This window comes from Sphingopyxis sp. H115, assembly GCF_001468465.1.
GTDB lineage: Bacteria > Pseudomonadota > Alphaproteobacteria > Sphingomonadales > Sphingomonadaceae > Sphingopyxis.
The window spans coordinates 194,402-211,378 of sequence record NZ_LNSA01000005.1 but is presented as its reverse complement, the minus strand read 5'-3'; the positions used below and the strand labels follow the sequence as shown (position 1 = coordinate 211,378).

The window sequence follows — 16,977 nt, the reverse complement described above, 5'->3', positions numbered from 1 at the left end:
CGTGTCGATGCCGGTGCGGCGGCCGGCACCACTCTAATGGGTAGTTGTATGACTACTCATACCGGCATGGTTGCAGGGCGCGGCACGCGATAGACTTGGCCCATGACCAGGAGCTTCCTCCAATATCCTACGGGTATGGTCGGGTTGGCGCTGGTCCTGCTTCGCCTTTCGGCGGCGGCGACGCTGGCGGGCGGCGCCCTGCTGGCGGCGCCGGGCGACGGGCAGATTGCTGCGTTCCTGCTCGCCGGAACGCTGGCGTTGGGGACCTTCACGCGCCTCGCCGCGGCCATTGGTGCGATCGGGATGGTGGCGATGGGTGTGGAATTGGAGGGGGTTTTGGGCGTCTCGGCGACGCTGCACGCAACCGCGATGGTGGCGCTGTCGATGCTCGGCGCCGGGGGCTATTCGATCGACGCACTGCTTTTCGGTCGAAGGGTGATCAGGCTGGACCGACAGGCGGGCATGAGCGGATTGCACGCTTCGCTGACCGAAGCCGACGAAGAGCAGCCAGAATAGGGCGGCCGATCCCCTGATCGGAGCCGAGGGAGGACAATATGACCAGCGACCCGACTTTTTCTATCAGCCGAAGGAGCGCGCTCGGCGGCGGCATGGCCGCCGCGGCCGCGCTCGCCACGTTTCCCGGACCACTTTTTGCCAATCCCGCAAGCGAAGGAGGCAGTGACATGCCCAGGATCACGACCAAGGACGGAACCGAGATTTTCTACAAGGACTGGGGCCCGAAGGACGCGCGGCCGATCGTGTTTCATCACGGATGGCCCCTGTCTGCGGACGACTGGGACAACCAGATGATGTTCTTCCGGCTGCAGGGCTTTCGCGTGATCGCGCACGATCGCCGCGGCCACGGCCGCTCGACCCAGACCGATACCGGTAACGAGATGGACACCTACGCCGCCGATGTCGCGGCGCTGACCGATCATCTCGATCTCAAGGGCGCGGTCCATATCGGCCATTCGACCGGTGGCGGCGAGGTCGCGCGCTTTGTCGCGCGTGCCAAGCCGGGCCGCGTTGCGAAGGCGGTGCTGATCGGCGCGGTGCCGCCGATCATGCTCAAGACCCCGGCGAACCCTGGCGGCCTGCCGATCGAGGTGTTCGACGGCTTTCGCGCCGCGCTCGTCGCCAACCGCGCGCAATTCTTCCACGATGTGCCCGCGGGCCCCTTCTACGGCTTCAACCGGCCGGGCGCGAAGGTCAGCCAGGGCGTCATCGACAATTGGTGGCGCCAAGGCATGATGGGCGGCGCCAAGGCGCACTACGACTGCATCAAGGCGTTCAGCGAGACCGATTTCACCGAGGATCTCAAGGCGATCACCGTGCCGACGCTCGTCATGCACGGCGACGACGACCAGATCGTCCCCTATGCCGATTCCGCGCCACTTTCGGTCAAGCTGCTGAAGAAGGGCGAGCTCAAGACCTACAAAGGTCTCCCGCACGGCATGTGCACAACGCACCCCGACACCGTCAACGCCGACCTTCTCGCCTTCATCAAAGCCTGACCACGGAGCCAATCATGACTGACCCCAAACTTGAACTGCTGACCCCCGACAATTGTCAGCTGATCTTCATCGATCACCAGCCGCAGATGGCGTTCGGCGTCCAGTCGATCGATCGCCAGACACTCAAGAACAACGCCGTCGCGCTGGCGAAGGCCGCCAAGCTGTTCGACATTCCGACGACGATTACGACCGTCGAAACGCTCGGCTTTTCGGGCCACACCTATCCCGAGTTGCTCGGTGTGTTCCCCGAGCATCCCATCCTTGAGCGCACGTCGATGAATAGCTGGGACGACCAGAAGGTGCGCGACGCGCTCGCGAAGAATGGCCGGAAAAAGGTCGTCGTGTCGGGACTGTGGACCGAGGTGTGCAACAACAGCTTCGCGCTCTCGGCGATGCTCGAGGGCGGCTACGAGATCTATATGGTCGAAGACGCCTCGGGCGGCACCAGCCAGGCCGCGCACGACTATGCGATGCAGCGCATGATCCAGGTCGGGATCGTCCCGGTGACCTGGCAGCAGGTTATGCTCGAATGGCAGCGCGATTGGGCGCGCAAGGAACGCTATGACGGGGTCATGGCGATCGTGCGCGAACATAGCGGAGCCTACGGGATGGGCGTCGACTACGCCTATACGATGGTGCACGGCGCCGACGAACGCGTCGCCCACGGACCGCGGCTCGACCCCATCGCGGCCTGACCCCCGGACCCGCGCCGGTTCGCCCCCGCCGGCGCGGGTCGATTTCGGAGAAAAGCCATGGCCGATGTCAAATCCTATGCAATCGCGCTGGCGGTCGGACTGCTCGTCGGCGGCATCTATGGCGCGCTCAACGTCCGCTCGCCCGCCCCGCCGGTGATCGCGCTCGTCGGCCTGTTCGGCATTCTCATCGGCGAACAGATTGTCCCGATTGCCAAGCGACTGATGCGCGGCGACGAGGTCGCCGCTTACGTCCGCACCGAGTGCGCCGAGCACGTGATGGGACAGCTTCCCGCGTCGCGGCCGCATCATGCCGAAGAGCAAAGCTGATGCCAGCCGGTCCCGATCGACGCGCAATCCTCGCCGGCGGCGCCTCTGCGCTGCTCGCGACCAACAGCTGGGCTAGCAGCGGAAAGGCCAACATGCCCGATCTCCTTATCGTCAATGCCAAGGTGACCACGCTCGACCGCGCCAATCCGGCGGCTGAGGCGATCGCCATCCGCGACGGCAAGTTCCTCTCCGTCGGAACCGAAGCCGAAGCCCGCGCCGCCGCCGGGCCCGATGCTACGGTCATCGATGCCAAGGGCCGCCGTCTGATCCCCGGGCTAATCGACAGCCATATTCACGTCATCCGCGGCGGGCTCAACTATAATATGGAGCTGCGCTGGGACGGTGTCCCGAGCCTTGCCGATGCGATGGCGATGCTGAAGAAGCAAGCGCAGAACACGCCGCCGCCCCAATGGGTCCGCGTCGTCGGCGGCTTCACCGAGCACCAGTTCGCCGAAAAGCGGCTGCCGACGCTCGATGAGATCAACGCCGCCGCGCCCGACACGCCGGTGTTCATACTTCATCTCTACGACCGCGCGCTGCTCAACGCCGCGGCGCTGCGCGCCGTCGGCTACACCAAGGATACGCCGAACCCGCCAGGCGGCGAGATCGTCCGCAACGCGGCGGGCAATCCGACGGGCCTTTTGCTCGCGCAGCCCAATGCGACGATCCTTTACGCGACGCTGGCCAAGGGGCCGAAGCTTCCGCAAGACTATCAGGTCAATTCGACAAAGCATTTCATGCGCGAACTCAATTCGCTCGGCGTCACCAGCGTCATCGACGCGGGCGGCGGCTACCAGAATTATCCCGACGACTATGCGATCATCGAGAAGCTGCACCAGGACGGCGAGTTGACGCTGCGCATCGCCTACAACCTCTTCACGCAGAAGCCGAAAGAGGAACTCAAGGACTTTGCCACCTGGTCGACACAGGTAAAGCCGGGCGATGGTGACGACACCTATCGGCACAATGGCGCGGGCGAGATGCTCGTCTATTCGGCCGCCGATTTCGAGGATTTCCGGGTCGAGCGCCCCGACATGCCGCCGAACATGGAGGCCGACCTCGAACCCGTCATCCGCCTGCTCGCCGAACGCAAATGGCCTTGGCGCCTTCACGCGACCTACGACCAGACGATCTCTCGCGCGCTCGACGTGTTCGAGAAGGTGAACCGGGACATTCCGCTCAAGGGGCTCAACTGGTTCTTCGACCATGCCGAGACGATCAGCGACCGCAACATCGACCGCATCGCGTCGCTCGGCGGCGGTATCGCGGTCCAGCACCGCATGATGTTCCAGGGCGAATATTTTATCGAACGCTATGGCTCCAAGGCCGCCGAGGCGACCCCGCCGATCAAGCGGATGATGGAGGCCGGCCTGCCCGTCGGCGCGGGCACCGACGCAACGCGCGTCGCAAGCTATAACCCGTGGGTCTCGCTGTCGTGGCTCGTCTCCGGCAAGACGCTCGGCGGCACGACGCTCTATCCCGTCCGCAACCGCCTCGACCGCGAGACCGCGCTGCGCTTGTGGACCGAAAAGAACACGTGGTTCTCGAACGAGGTCGGCAAGAAGGGCCAGATCAAGGCCGGCCAGCTCGCCGATCTAGCGCTTTTGTCGGACGATTATTTCGGTGTCGCCGAGAGCGAGATCGTGCACCTCCGTTCGGTCCTGACCATCCTCGGCGGCAAGGTCGTCCACGGCGAAGGCGATTACGGCCCGATCGCCCCTGCGCTGCCGAAACCAATGCCGGACTGGTCGCCCGTTGCCACCTTCGGCGGCTATTATCGCCGGCCCGAAGCCGCGCAGAAGATGGCTTCGGCCTGCGGCTGCGCTTCCGCCTGCGCGGTCCACGGCCACGACCATGCCGCGGCGCTCGGCGCCAATGTGCCAGCCGCCGATGTCCAGAGCTTCTGGGGCGCGTTCGGCTGCGGCTGCTGGGCGGTCTGACCGATGGCCACTCCAGCCCCCATCGCCCGCCTGCTTGAAGACAATCGCTTCGCAATCCTCGCCGCGACCCTGTTGACGCTTCCCTATTGGACAAGCGGCATCGCCAAGCTCACCGACCTGCCCGGCGCGCTCGGCGAAGCGCGGCATTTCGGGCTCGAGCCCGTGATCCTGACCGTTGCCGCGACCATCCTCGTCCAGATCGGCGGGTCGCTGCTGATTATCCTCGGCCGCCACGCGTGGCTCGGCGCGGGCGCGCTCGGGATATTCACCGCGATCGCCACGCTGATCGCGCACCCCTTCTGGCAGGTATCCGACCCGATGGCGCGTTTCCACGAGCGCAACACCTTCCTCGAACATCTCGGACTGATCGGCGGACTGATGCTGGCGGCCATCCTGCGCGACCGCAAGGGATGACCGACACCGCCCAACCCGACCCGCGCCCGCTGGAGAATCCCGTTTTCCGCGCGCTGTGGATCGCGACCGTGGTCTCGAACATCGGCACCTGGATGCACGATGTCGGCGCGGGCTGGCTGATGACTTCGTTGTCGCCCGATCCGCTGATGGTCGCGCTGGTGCAGGCCGCGACCACCTTTCCGATGTTCGTGCTTGCGCTGCCTGCAGGCGCGCTCGCCGATATCGTCGACCGGCGAAAGCTGCTGATCGGCGCCCAGCTCTTCGGCCTTGTCGCCGCGATGACGCTCGCGGCAATTACGCTCGCCGGCTTCACGACCGCGTGGATCCTGCTCGTTTTCACCGCCGCGATCGCAATGGGTGCCGCTTTCTCGGCGCCTGCCTTCCAGGCGATCGTCCCCGAACTCGTCCCCAGGCCCGCCCTGCAACAGGCTGTCGCGCTCAACTCGCTCGGGGTCAATATCGCGCGCGCGATCGGCCCGGCGCTTGGCGGGCTGATTATCGCCGCGTCGGGACCCGCCGCGGTGTTCGCGGCCAACGCGCTCTCGATCCTCGGCATATTGGCGGTGCTAGCACGCTGGCGGCGCGTCGCGCCCGACCGCCACCTTCCCGCCGAACATATGGTCGGCGCAATGCGCGCCGGGCTCCGCTATGCGCTGCGCGCGCCGGAATTGCAGGTGGTGCTGATCCGGTCGGTCGGTTTTTTCCTCTTCGCAAGCGGGCTGTGGGCGCTGCTCCCGATCATCGCGCGGCGCGACCTCGAACTCGGCCCGCTCGGCTATGGCGGTCTGCTCACTTTCATGGGTCTCGGCGCGATCACGGGCGCACTGGTGATGCCCAAACTGCGCGGCAAGATGGGCGCCAATGCGATCACCCTCGCGGCTTCGATCCTGCTCGCTGTGGCGATGGCCGGCCTGTCGCAAGCGGGCGTGTTCGCGACCGCCGCCGCCGCGCTCTTCGTCGCCGGGCTCGCGTGGATCGCGATGATGGCGTCGCTGAACGGCGGCGCGCAGGCAACCTCGCCCGGATGGGTCAAGGCGCGCGCGCTCGCCATCTATCTCCTCGTTTTCCAAGGATCGATGGCGGCCGGCTCGACCTTGTGGGGCTCGGTCGCCTCGTCAATCGGCGTGCCTTCGACGTTGCTCGTCGCGGCCGGTCTGCTCGCCGCCGTCGGCCTGACCCTCGCCTGGCGCTTTCCGCTTGACCGCGCGAGCACGCTCGACCTCGCCCCCTCGGCGCATTGGCCAGCGCCGCTCGTCGATGGCACGGTCGAGCATGACAGCGGCCCGGTGCTCGTGACGATCGAATATCGCGTCGATCCTGCCAAGGTCTCCGACTTCTTTGCCGCGATGCAGGAGATGCGACGCATCCGCCGCCGCGACGGCGCGATCCATTGGGGCGTCTACGAAGATACGTCGCAGCCCGGCACTGTGGTCGAAACCTTCACCGTGGAAAGCTGGCTCGAACATCTACGCCAGCACGACCGCGTCACCAATGCCGACCGCATTCAGCAAGAGGCGCTCGCCGCTTTCCGTTCGGAAGATACACCGCCGGTAGCGCGCCACTTCGTCACGCGCCGTTGATGCGCTCTCTGGCGCTTCTCGCTGCGCTCGCGCCCGCCGCCGCATGGGCGCAGGAGGTCGATCAGACCAACCTGCGCTATGACGAAGACTGGTCGGTGCTGCGGACGAAGGAGCAATTCGGCTGGCGCGAGGTCAAATATCTTCCGCTCGACGCGGACGGCGAGATCTATTTGACCCTCGGCGGCGAAGCGCGGGCGCGGTTCGAGGGCTTCGACAATAATCTATGGGGCGATCCGCCTGCACCGGACGACGGCTATCTCTGGCTCCGCGCCATGCCGCATGCCGATCTGCATGCCGGCCCGGCACGCGTTTTCGTGCAGGGCATCGCGGGCCATGCGCGCGGCGTCGGCGCGGGCGAAGGCCCCGCCGACGAGACCGGGCTCGACCTGCTGCAGGGCTTTGCCGATGTCCGCATCCCCTTGGGTAATAGTGGCAGCCTGACCGTGCGCGGAGGCCGCGAGCTGGTCGCGTTGGGGTCCGAACGGCTCGTCGGCATTCGCTACGGCCCGAACATTCCGCAGGCCTTCGACGGCGTCCGCGCGATCGTCGATCGCGGCCCGGTTCGCATCGATGCCTTCCGCTTGCGACCTGTCGCGGTGGGAGGCGGCGATTTCGACGACCCAACCTCGAAGACACGGCGGCTGGATGGCATCTATGCGACGGCCCGACCAGCGACGGGGATCGGCGTCGATGCCTATTGGCTCGGCTATGAAAATGAGGAGGCTCGCTTTGCCGGTCGCACCGGCCGCGAGGCGCGCGACACCGTCGGGCTGCGAATCTTCGGCCAGCGCGGCAGTCTCGGCTGGAACTGGGAAGCGATGATCCAGCGCGGCCGGTTCGGCAACGACCCGATCCGCGCCTGGTCCATCGCGACGGAGACCGCTTGGCGTTTCGCGGGCGTACCGCTCGAACCGCGCCTGCGACTGCGCGCCAATATCGCGAGCGGCGACCGCGATCCCGCCGACCGCCGGCTCGGAACCTTCAATGCCCTCTTTCCCAAGGGAAAATATTTCGGCGAGCTATCGCCCATTGGCCCCCGCAATATCGTCAATATTCATCCCAGCATCGACTTTGATCTTGGCGCCGGTATCAGCATTGAACTTGCGGCAGCTCGCTTCTGGCGGCAAAACCGCGGCGACGGCATTTACGACATACCCGGACAGCTGATCCGCTCCGCAGGAGACAGCCGCGCTCGCCGCATCGGTAACCAGATCGAGATTTCGGCCGGTTGGCAAGCCAGCGAGATTCTGTCCTTCGGCGCCTCGCTCTCGGCCTTCCGCCCCGGCGCCTTCATTCGCGACAACGGCCCCGCGCGCACGATCCACATGGTGGGCACCGAGGTGTTTCTCAAACTGTAAAGAGGCGATGCTGACGGACTTGAATGGCCGGTAACGGACAGGCGGCTTTCCAGCGCCTACTTTGCTTGGCGGACATTCGAACGCCGGCCCTCGCGACGTAAACGAGATACTCTACCCGCGAAGTCGGCCGGAAACGAGCGGGTGGCATTTTAGACTCCGGTGTAGAATCCGATCCGCCAGTCAGACAATGACTCGCGACCCACCCTTCCCCGCTCGCAAAACTGTCATCAAGCTTCGCTAGCTGCGGCGCCCGACCAACGGGCGGGAGTCAATGTGTCACATAGCGATAGGTTACTGGACAATGGCATCAGAGTTGCCGCGCCCAACGAGGCGGATAAGCAGGACTGGCGAGCGGTTCAGGTCGCGCTGGTGCGCTATATCCGCGCCCGCGGCGCCCGCACCGATGTAGCCGAGGATATTGCGCAGGAGACAATCGCCCGCCTGATCGTCGTCCACCGCGATAAGAGGATCGCAAGCGTCTTTGCCCTTGGCTTTCGCATCGCCGACAACCTTCTGGTCGACCATTATCGCGCCGACAGCCGGCTCGCCGACGAACCCGAAGTTGATGTGGTCAGCGAAGCGCCTTCACTCGACCGCGCGCTCGATTCCCAACGCGCAGTCGAAGTATTCCAGCGATGCCTGAACCGGATGCCTCGCCTGCGCCGCGAAGTATTGATCCGCCGCCGCCTGCAGCAAGAAAGCTGCCGCGTTATAGGCGAAGAATTGTCGATCAGCACCAAGGCGGTCGAAAAACATATCACGCGCGGGCTTATCGACTTGCGACGTGCGATGGAGAGGGCTGGCATCGATCCGGCAGTGTGGAACGCATGATGCGCAGTGACAAGGCAGAGATTGAGAGCCAGGCCGCGACCTGGGCCGAGCTGATGAACCGCCCCCTTCAGGATGCGCGCGCGGCTGCCGAGTTCGACCGCTGGATATCCGCGGATCCACGCCATGTGGAAAGCTATGCCGAAATGGCCGCACTCTGGCAGTCGGATGGGCTGGATGCGGCGCTTCGTCTGTCGGCGGCAAATGGTCCGCGTGCCCGAAACGACAATGACCAGCAGGGATATCGCTGGACGCCAGGAAACAGCGGTGCGCCGCACCGAGCGGTCGCCGCCCGTACGCTTCCGCGTTCGCAGCGGGCGGCCATTCTGGCGTCGTCGATCCTCCTGTTGCTACTCACGATACCGGTCGTGCAGGGAATATTGGCGCCCGAGCAATCCTATACCGCAGCGCGCGGCGCAAATCGCATGATCGTGCTGGCCGACGGGTCGAAACTTAACCTCAGCGGCGGATCGCGTCTCTCGGTGCGAATGACACCTTGGTCACGCGACGTGCGGATGGAGGAAGGCGAAGCCTATTTCGACGTGGCACACGAACGGTTCCGATCCTTTTCGGTCGACGTCGGCAATGCTTCGATCGCCGTGCTCGGCACTGCCTTCGACGTCGACATGATGGCAGAAGGCACACGCGAGGTTCGTGTCTATCGCGGGCTTGTCAAAGTCGAGGCGGGCGGCACGGGATGGCGCCTGCCCGCGGGCAGCGGGCTCAGCGTCTCAAAAGACGGCGTGCAGCGGCTCAACAATGTGCTGGGCGCGCGACCCGCCTGGATCGACGGATGGTTCGACGCCCAGGACACCACGCTTGCCCGGCTGGTCGACCGGATCAACCGCACCTCGGACCGGCCGGTGGTCCTCGCCGACCCCGCGCTTGGCGCGCTGCGCATCACCGGCCGCTTTCGCATGAACGAAACGCGCGAACTGCTCGAAACGCTCGCCGCCGTCCACGACCTGCGCTGGGAAGAGGAATCGACCCATTATGTCCTGTCACGATAAGCGACAGAAGAAAAACGAAAGTCTCTGAAATTTAAAAATAATTACACAAAAATGTAAGAAAAAATATTTGTCGGGTTCCCAGATTGAATCCCGTCTTACTCGCGGTATCAACATATTTGCCGGGGGATTTCATGTTTGTCTCGACGTCGACCCGCGCCGGAATTTCGGCGCTGACCCTTTCGCTCGCCTCGATCGCGGCCACCATACCGATTGACGCCGCCCGCGCGGCCGACAGCCGGGTCTTTTCCTTTGCCATTCCGGCGCAGGACCTGGCCGGGGCATTGCGCCAATATTCACGCGTGACCGGCATTCAGGTCGCGGCGTCGGCCGACATATTGCGCGGGCGGCGCAGCCCCGGCGTATCGGGTACGCTGAATGCCGAAGCGGCCTTGGCGAGGCTGGTCGCGGGCAGCGGGGTCGATACGCGCCTCCAAGGGCGCACCGTTATCGTCCGGGTATCGCGAAAGGCAGCCGCAACGTCGGTAAACACCAAGGCCGCAACCACCCGCACGCTTGCTGCTCCGTCCGTGACGGCCCAAGCGGTGGCCCCGAGCGAACCCGAAGAAATCGTCGTCACCGGTTATTTCGAAGCGGTGCAAGAATCGCTCGACAAAAAACGTAAGAGCAACGTCGTCTCCGACACTATCAGCGCCGACGACATGGGCAAGCTGCCCGCAAATAACGTGTCGGAGGCGATGGCGCGCATGCCGGGCGTCAACGCAGTACGGAGCGCGACGACCGGCGAAGGGGACCGCGTAACGGTGCGTGGCCTGTCTACCGAGCTCAACAATTATTCGATCAACGGCGTGCGCCTGGGCGGGGCCGGGTCACGCGACGATGTCTTCTATCGCGGCGTCCGCCTGTCGGTACTTCCCCCCGACGGGATCAAGGAAATATCGGTGTTCAAGACGCTGACCCCGGATCGCGATGGTGACGCGTTGGGCGGTTCGATCGACATTTCGACCCCGACTGCCTTCGATCAGGGTCCGACCTATGTTCGTCTGTCGGCCGAGGGCGGCCTGCTCGACAAGTTCGACCATCGCAAATCGGCACAAGTATCTGCGGCGGCATCACGCCAGTTCACTGACAATTTCGGTGTATTTGTCTCGGCAAGCTGGAGCCAACGCAAATCACAGTTCGAGCAGAATGGCGTCGATGGCGATAACCAGCCCGACCGTTGGTATGAAGATAGCGAAACGCTGGGATGGGACCCCAATCGCTTTGTCCTGCGCGGCATGGATCTGGCCTTTGGCGAGACCGAAGTGCAACGCTGGGGCGTTAATTCCAGCATCGATTACCGGTCGGACGATCACGACTTTCACCTGCGCGGCCAGTATAACCGGTACCGCAAGAAAGAATTTCGGAGCCGGCTGAACTTCCGCAACGACACGACGCGCAATTCCGCACGACTAGTTCAGGTCGACAAATCGGACACCGGCCTGTTGCAGCCCGATGACAATGTCGTCGGCCATGACTCGGCGCTGGGCCGCATCTATGGCTATACGCCCGGCCAGATCGTCGATCGCGACGAGGACGGGATCATTAGTGATGCGGATCGTTCTTCGCGTTCTTTCTACAGTCTTTTCGGCGGATCGGGGCTTTGGGACCCGCAAGGCTTTCGTCTGCGCCGTTTCTGGCAGGCGTCGAATGAAACCGGCAACCTGGCTTCGGCAAATTTCGGGGGGGAATCGCGTTTCGGCGCGGTGAAGATCGATTATGACCTGTCCTATTCGCGGTCGGAGGACAATCTGGACGACGGTTACGAGTTGGAGTTTCGCAGCGACAAATATGGCTGGCTTGGTAACAGCGGGGTGCTGTTTTCCGCCGCCGAGGACTCCCGCTTTCCCAAATGGCTGCTCAACGACGCGGGCATGGCGGCTGTGCAGGACCCGTCCGAATATGACTTCGCCGGCCTGGAAGGCGAAGTCGGCGGCAGCAGCGAGAAGCTGTGGCAAGCGCAGTTCAACGCGGAATGGGATGTCGGCGGCGACTGGCTGGAGACAGTGAAGACCGGTTTCAAATATTATAACTCGCGCCGCCGCACCTATGAAGGATCGTTCCTCGACCTCAATGCCGATGGAACGCTCGCAGACTTCGCGCCCTTCTATGGCAAGGAAGTGACCAGCCTGTTCGGCGGCGCTTATAAGGACCTCTATCGCCTGGGCACCACCATCGACAACAAGGCGATGTTGGCCGAATTGCAGCGCGCCGAACGCGGCGAAAGCACGATATTCGACGGTTTTGCGGTCGATCATTCGCAGGCTGAAATATCCGACGAAGACAGCTTTCGTTTCAATGAGCGCGTCCTGTCCACCTATGCCATGGCGACAGCACAAATCGGCCGCGCGCAAGTGATAGCGGGCGTTCGCATGGAAAATACCCGGAACACGATCGAGGCATGGAATATCGATCCGGTCCAGGGTGCGCGCTACACGCGCGACCGGTCGAACTTCACCAACTGGCTGCCGTCGATCCACGTCAATTATGATTTCAATAACCGCACCAAGCTGCGCGGCGCGATCTGGACCAGCTTCGCCCGGCCCGACATCGCGCGGATGAGTTCGGCGCGTGAATATAGCTATGACCGCGATCCCGATGGCGACGGCGTGGAAAATCCCACGAGCGACTGGGTGCTGGCGGGTATCGAAATGGGGAACCCCGATTTGAAGCCGCTGCGTTCGACCAATTTCGACCTGTCGCTCGAACATTATGCAGGGCGGACGGGAGCCTATTCGATCGCCGCCTTCTACAAGCAAATCGACAATTTCCTGTTCCGTTCCTCGTCGAGTAACATCCGCGACGGTACGACGGGGGAGAATATCAATCCTGAGGGCGTCGTGATCTCCATGCCCAACAACGGCAAATGGGCCGATGTCTATGGCGTCGAGTTCAGCGCGCAGCAGCTGTTGCACTGGCTGCCCGGCGTGTTCGGTTCGCTGGGCGTCGGCGGCAATCTGACGCTGCAGCGTTCCAAGGCGGCGACCGGCCTGTCGTGGCACCCCGAAGGCTATACACTGCCGCTGATGGAGACCCCCGAAACCATCGCAAACCTGCAGCTTTTCTGGCAGCGTGACGGGTGGGAAGTCTATGGCGCGTGGAATTATCAATCGAAATTCCTGGCGGGGATCAACGACTTCGGCAACGACCCCTATGAACAGGCCTATAGCTTCATCGACCTGACCTTCCGCAAAAGCTTCAAGGAAAAATCGTCGATACAGCTGCAGGTTCGCAACCTGCTCGATTCGCACACCTATTGGCAGACCGTCTCGTCCAGCGACGGGGCGAGCCGTGCCTATATCAAGAACGGGCGTTCGGTCACGCTCGGTTTCAACCTGATCTTTTGAGGGGGCGAACCCATGACCACCAGAACCGTCGCGCTTCTGTCCGCCCTGCTGCTGGCCAACTGCGTCGTCCCCGTGGCGGCGCAGGCGGCGGAGCAGCCGGTGCTCGCACCGGCGACGCAGGCACCCGAACGCATCATCCTGAACCTGACCGCCGACACGGCGCATGAGATGGCGGTGACCTGGCGCAGTGCGCCCGGCCTTGCCGGGAAGGTCCAATATGCGAAGGCGACCCCCGGCCCCGATTTCGTGCGATCACCGATGATGCTCGACGCCACCACCGACGATGCGACGTTGGCGGTGCAGGAAGACCCTGCCTTTCGCGCCGCCTATCATTCGGCGGTGCTCACCGGGCTGGAGCCCGCCACCGTCTATGCCTATCGCGTCGGCGACGGCACACGCTGGTCCGAATGGTTCCAGTTTCGCACGGCATCGGAGCGTCCCGAGCCCTTTCGCTTCATCTATCTGGGCGACATGCAGAACGATGTTCTGTCGCAAGCTTCGCGCACGTTACGCATGGCATTGCGTATGGCGGGGGATTCGGCTTTCGTCATTCATGCGGGCGATCTGATCAACCGTCACAGCTCCGATCGCGAGTGGGGAGAGTGGTTTGCGGCCGGGGGATTCCTTTACGCCCAGACGCCGCAAATGCCGACGCCGGGCAATCATGAATATGGCCGTGACACGGCGGCGCGCGCGGGATCGTCAGTGACCGGGCAATGGCGCCGCCAGTTCACCCTGCCCCAAAATGGCCCCGACGGAGTGCCCGAGGCGAGCGAAACCCATTGGTACACCGATTATCAGGGACTGCGCCTGATCTCGATCGATTCACCCCAGCTTGACCGCAACGAGGCCGCGCGCGGTGCCACCATCGCCTGGCTTGAAGGGATATTGGCAAACAACCCAAACCGCTGGACAGTGATTTTCCTGCATTTCCCGATGTTTTCCAGCGACCCTGGACGCGACAATCCCAAGGTGCGCGACGCGCTGAAACCGCTGGTAGACAAATATGATGTCGATCTGGTGCTGCAGGGCCATGATCATGGCTATGCGCGCGGCGCGATCGGTCCCGATGGTCCCGTCGCCGACGATGCCGGTGCGACCTATGTCGTCTCCGTCGCGGGACCAAAAATGTACGAGGTCGCCGACCTGCCCTGGGCGCGCAAATCGGCCGAACGCACCCAGGCGTTCCAGATCATCGACGTTGAAGGCGACCGGCTCGCGTACAAGGCCTATACTGCCTCAGGTGAACCGCTCGACGCGGTAACGCTGACAAAGCCATAAGCGACGCGGCCTGACGTGAGGAAGCGGCCAATCGAACCAGCTGCGACGCGCGCCAAACGCAGCTCAAGGCCTGAGACGGAATGGCCGTTTGCGTTCAGTCCGCTGTTGGAGAGCAATCAAAGACAGCGGACACTCAAGATGATAGGCAATTTCCACCTCGACGGCGATCGCACAGCCGGACGAGAGCTATTCTTGACGCGCGCGCGGGAACTAACGTTCAACCTTAGTCGCCAGAATGACCGAGGTCGTCGTTCGTTCGACACCATCTAGCAGCCCAACCTCGTCGATCAGCTCGTTGAGCTGGGCGCTATCTTCGGCTTCCAGCATGGCGATGATGTCGTACTCGCCGCTGATCGCGTGAATCGCCTGTACTTGTGGCATCGCGGCGAGCGCGACTTCGACCTCGCGATGGAAACGCGGCAGTGTCTTGATCATCATATGCGCGCGGATGCGGCTGGCGGTGAAGGCGTTTCCGAGGCGGACGGTGTAGCCCGCGACGATCTTTCCTTCCTCGAGCCGGGCGAGGCGTGAGTAAATGGCGCCGCGCGAAATACCGAGCTCCTTGGCCAGTTGCGCGATCGTCTGGCGCGCGTCGTCGCGGAGCAGGGTCAGCAGGCGTTCATCGACATCGTCGAGGGTGACGCCGCCGTTCGGCATCAGTCGGCCAGTTTTTCATCCGCGAAGATCGCGGTCTGTGGAGTCCCCCCGGCGCTCATCCGGCCACGATACATGCCAAGGTCGTTGATGGCAAAGGCGGGGTCGCCGTCGGGGCCCATCGCGATCAGCCCGCCATCGCCCCCGATTGCGCCGACCGCCATGATCGTCGCCTGCGCCGCCTCCTTCAGGCTCTCACCCCGCCACGCGACTCGGTCGCAGAGCTGCCGCGCGGCACTCTCGCGGATGAAATATTCGCCCGATCCGGTCGCCGACACCGCACACTGGCCGTCCTTGGCATAGGTGCCTGCGCCGATGATCGGCGAATCACCGATGCGGCCCCAGCGCTTGCCGGTCATGCCGCCGGTCGAGGTCGCCGCGGCAAGATGCCCTTCGGCGTCGAGCGCAACTGCGCCAACGGTGCCGAACAAATGCGTCGGGTCGATCGCCGCCTGCGGCTGTTTCTGGCGCCATTTGAGCAGCGCCTGCCAGCGTTCCTCGGTGCGGAACCAGGCTGGGTCGACCTGTTCGAGCCCCTGTTCGAGCGAGAAGCGATCGGCGCCGTCGCGCGCGAGCATAACGTGCGGGCTCTTGTCCATGACGGCGCGCGCGAGGTCGATCGGGTGGCGCGTGCGGGTGACGCCCGCGACCGCCCCGGCCTTTTGCGTCTTCCCGTCCATGATCGCGGCGTCGAGTTCGTTCTTGCCCTCTGCAGTGAAAACCGCGCCGCGCCCGGCGTTGAACAAAGGATCATCTTCGAGCACGCGCACTGCGGCGGCGACCGCATCGAGCGCGGGACCGCCTTTCTCGAGCACCGCGCCGCCGACGCGCAGCGCCTCGTCCAGACCGGCGCGATAGGCGGCCTCCTTGTCGGGCGACAGCGATCCGCGTTCGATCACCCCGGCGCCGCCGTGGATCGCAAGCGACCAGCGCGGGACTTCGGCGATCGCGCCGGCGCGGGCGGCGTAATGCCGCTCGAACACCGGATTGTCGACGCGGCCCGAGGGCAGGTGGATCACCGATCCCGGCCCGACCCCGGTCACCTTGACGCGCGGCGCGTCGAGCGAGCGGCCTGCCGTCACATTGCTTAGGCCCGCGCCATCGACGACCCAGGCATAGCCATCGGGCGCGGTGGCATAGATGCGCCCGCGCCCGTCGGGTTCGACCGCGAGTGCAGCGCTTTCGTCGACACCAAGCCCCAGCATCGCGGGCAGCGCCGGGTCGCGCCCGACCTGCGCCTTGGCGACGAAGGCGAAGAGGCGACCGAGCCGTTCGCGTTCCTTGAAATGCGTGTCGGTGACGATGCCCTTGAGCAATGCCAGATGCAGGAAGTTGTCCTCGATCGTGTTTGCGGGGCCGAGCGGGTCGGCAAGCGCCTCAGGGCTCTTGATGCTGCCGTCGTCCATCGCACCATAAAGTTTCTCGCCCTGCATCGCGAGCCCGGCACTCGTCCCGGCGAGCGGCTTGCCCCCCGCGACATGCGCATCGAGGATTTCGGCGACCGGGGTGCCGCGCCAGTAGCGGACGTAGCGCGCCTGGTCGCCGCCCGCGATGAAGATGCCGTCGGCCTTGCGCAGCCGGTCGAGGATCTTCTTGTCATAGGATTGCGTCCGCGCGTGGAAGACAAAAATTTCAGCCGACTGGATGCCGCCGATCTCGTCGAAGAATTCCTTGCCCATCTCCTCGCCGTATGAGGCGCTGATGATGACGATATGCCCGTTCCCCGCTTTTCCGAAGAACCATTTCATTGCGTCGATATTGCGGTCGCCGCCGCCCATCAGCAACAGACCGCCCGACACCGGGCCGGGGATCGGCGTGTTCAGCTTGCCGAAAACATAATGTTCGACGGGCTTTTGTTTCGATTCTTTGGCGGCGGCGGGCGCCAGCGCTAGGCCGCACAACAAGAAAAACAGCCAAATTTTCCCGACCAACGCGCGCAGCATGGCTTTCCCTTCGACCCTAAACGGTGGCCGATGTTACATAATGTAGCGTGACAAAGACAATATGATTTCCAAATCTGTCATAATGATTG

14 protein-coding genes are annotated in these 16,977 nt (G+C 63.9%); 12 read left to right on the top strand and 2 right to left on the bottom strand.

The genetic code is table 11. From position 1 onward, the window contains the following. The first annotated feature begins 102 nt into the window (after positions 1–102). The 12 genes from ATE71_RS22450 to ATE71_RS06030 all read left to right on the top strand — a co-directional run bounded on the left by ATE71_RS22450 (position 103) and on the right by ATE71_RS06030 (position 14,291). A complete protein-coding gene (locus ATE71_RS22450) occupies positions 103–516 on the top strand; it encodes a hypothetical protein (protein ID WP_160328013.1) in 414 nt (137 codons plus the stop codon). Between the two features lie 167 nt (positions 517–683). Beyond that, on the top strand, positions 684–1,514 hold the full coding sequence (locus ATE71_RS06080; protein WP_058802562.1) for an alpha/beta fold hydrolase: 831 nt from the start codon (positions 684–686) through the stop codon (positions 1,512–1,514). 14 nt (positions 1,515–1,528) lie between these two features. Further along, on the top strand, positions 1,529–2,209 hold the full coding sequence (locus ATE71_RS06075) for a hydrolase (RefSeq protein WP_058802535.1): 681 nt from the start codon (positions 1,529–1,531) through the stop codon (positions 2,207–2,209). Between the two features lie 57 nt (positions 2,210–2,266). After that, entirely contained in the window at positions 2,267–2,536 is a 270-nt protein-coding gene (locus ATE71_RS06070; protein WP_058802534.1) for a XapX domain-containing protein, read from the top strand. After that, the gene (locus ATE71_RS06065) at positions 2,536–4,476 is read left to right on the top strand and encodes an amidohydrolase (protein ID WP_058802533.1); all 1,941 of its coding nucleotides are present in this window, start codon (positions 2,536–2,538) and stop codon (positions 4,474–4,476) included. Before ATE71_RS06070 ends, ATE71_RS06065 begins: the two co-directional genes overlap by 1 nt. 3 nt (positions 4,477–4,479) lie before the next feature. Further along, the gene (locus ATE71_RS06060; protein WP_058802532.1) at positions 4,480–4,890 is read left to right on the top strand and encodes a DoxX family protein; all 411 of its coding nucleotides are present in this window, start codon (positions 4,480–4,482) and stop codon (positions 4,888–4,890) included. After that, positions 4,887–6,470 carry an MFS transporter gene (locus tag ATE71_RS06055; RefSeq protein ID WP_058802531.1) on the top strand — a complete coding sequence of 528 codons (1,584 nt, stop codon included), beginning with the start codon at positions 4,887–4,889 and terminating at the stop codon, positions 6,468–6,470. The genes ATE71_RS06060 and ATE71_RS06055 overlap by 4 nt, the downstream gene beginning before the upstream one ends. Continuing rightward, complete coding sequence (locus ATE71_RS06050) at positions 6,470–7,828, top strand: alginate export family protein (protein WP_058802530.1); 1,359 nt, start codon at positions 6,470–6,472, stop codon at positions 7,826–7,828. Before ATE71_RS06055 ends, ATE71_RS06050 begins: the two co-directional genes overlap by 1 nt. 273 nt (positions 7,829–8,101) lie before the next feature. Continuing rightward, positions 8,102–8,659 (top strand): RNA polymerase sigma factor, encoded by a 558-nt coding sequence (locus tag ATE71_RS06045; protein ID WP_160328012.1) that lies wholly within the window; start codon positions 8,102–8,104, stop codon positions 8,657–8,659. Then, positions 8,656–9,666 carry a FecR family protein gene (locus ATE71_RS06040; RefSeq protein ID WP_058802528.1) on the top strand — a complete coding sequence of 337 codons (1,011 nt, stop codon included), beginning with the start codon at positions 8,656–8,658 and terminating at the stop codon, positions 9,664–9,666. Before ATE71_RS06045 ends, ATE71_RS06040 begins: the two co-directional genes overlap by 4 nt. Before the next feature lie 131 nt (positions 9,667–9,797). Continuing rightward, positions 9,798–13,010: a TonB-dependent receptor gene (locus tag ATE71_RS06035; RefSeq protein ID WP_082665097.1), complete on the top strand. Its 3,213-nt coding sequence runs from the start codon at positions 9,798–9,800 to the stop codon at positions 13,008–13,010. A 12-nt stretch (positions 13,011–13,022) separates the two neighbouring features. Then, positions 13,023–14,291 carry a purple acid phosphatase family protein gene (locus tag ATE71_RS06030; protein WP_058802527.1) on the top strand — a complete coding sequence of 423 codons (1,269 nt, stop codon included), beginning with the start codon at positions 13,023–13,025 and terminating at the stop codon, positions 14,289–14,291. Positions 14,292–14,501: 210 nt separating this feature from the next. Here the strand turns inward: ATE71_RS06030 and ATE71_RS06025 are convergent, their stop codons facing one another. Continuing rightward, positions 14,502–14,948: an Lrp/AsnC family transcriptional regulator gene (locus ATE71_RS06025; protein ID WP_058802526.1), complete on the bottom strand. Its 447-nt coding sequence runs from the start codon at positions 14,946–14,948 to the stop codon at positions 14,502–14,504. Beyond that, positions 14,948–16,888: an isoaspartyl peptidase/L-asparaginase gene (locus ATE71_RS23095; RefSeq protein ID WP_058802525.1), complete on the bottom strand. Its 1,941-nt coding sequence runs from the start codon at positions 16,886–16,888 to the stop codon at positions 14,948–14,950. The genes ATE71_RS06025 and ATE71_RS23095 overlap by 1 nt, the downstream gene beginning before the upstream one ends. Between the last annotated feature and the right edge of the window lie 89 nt (positions 16,889–16,977).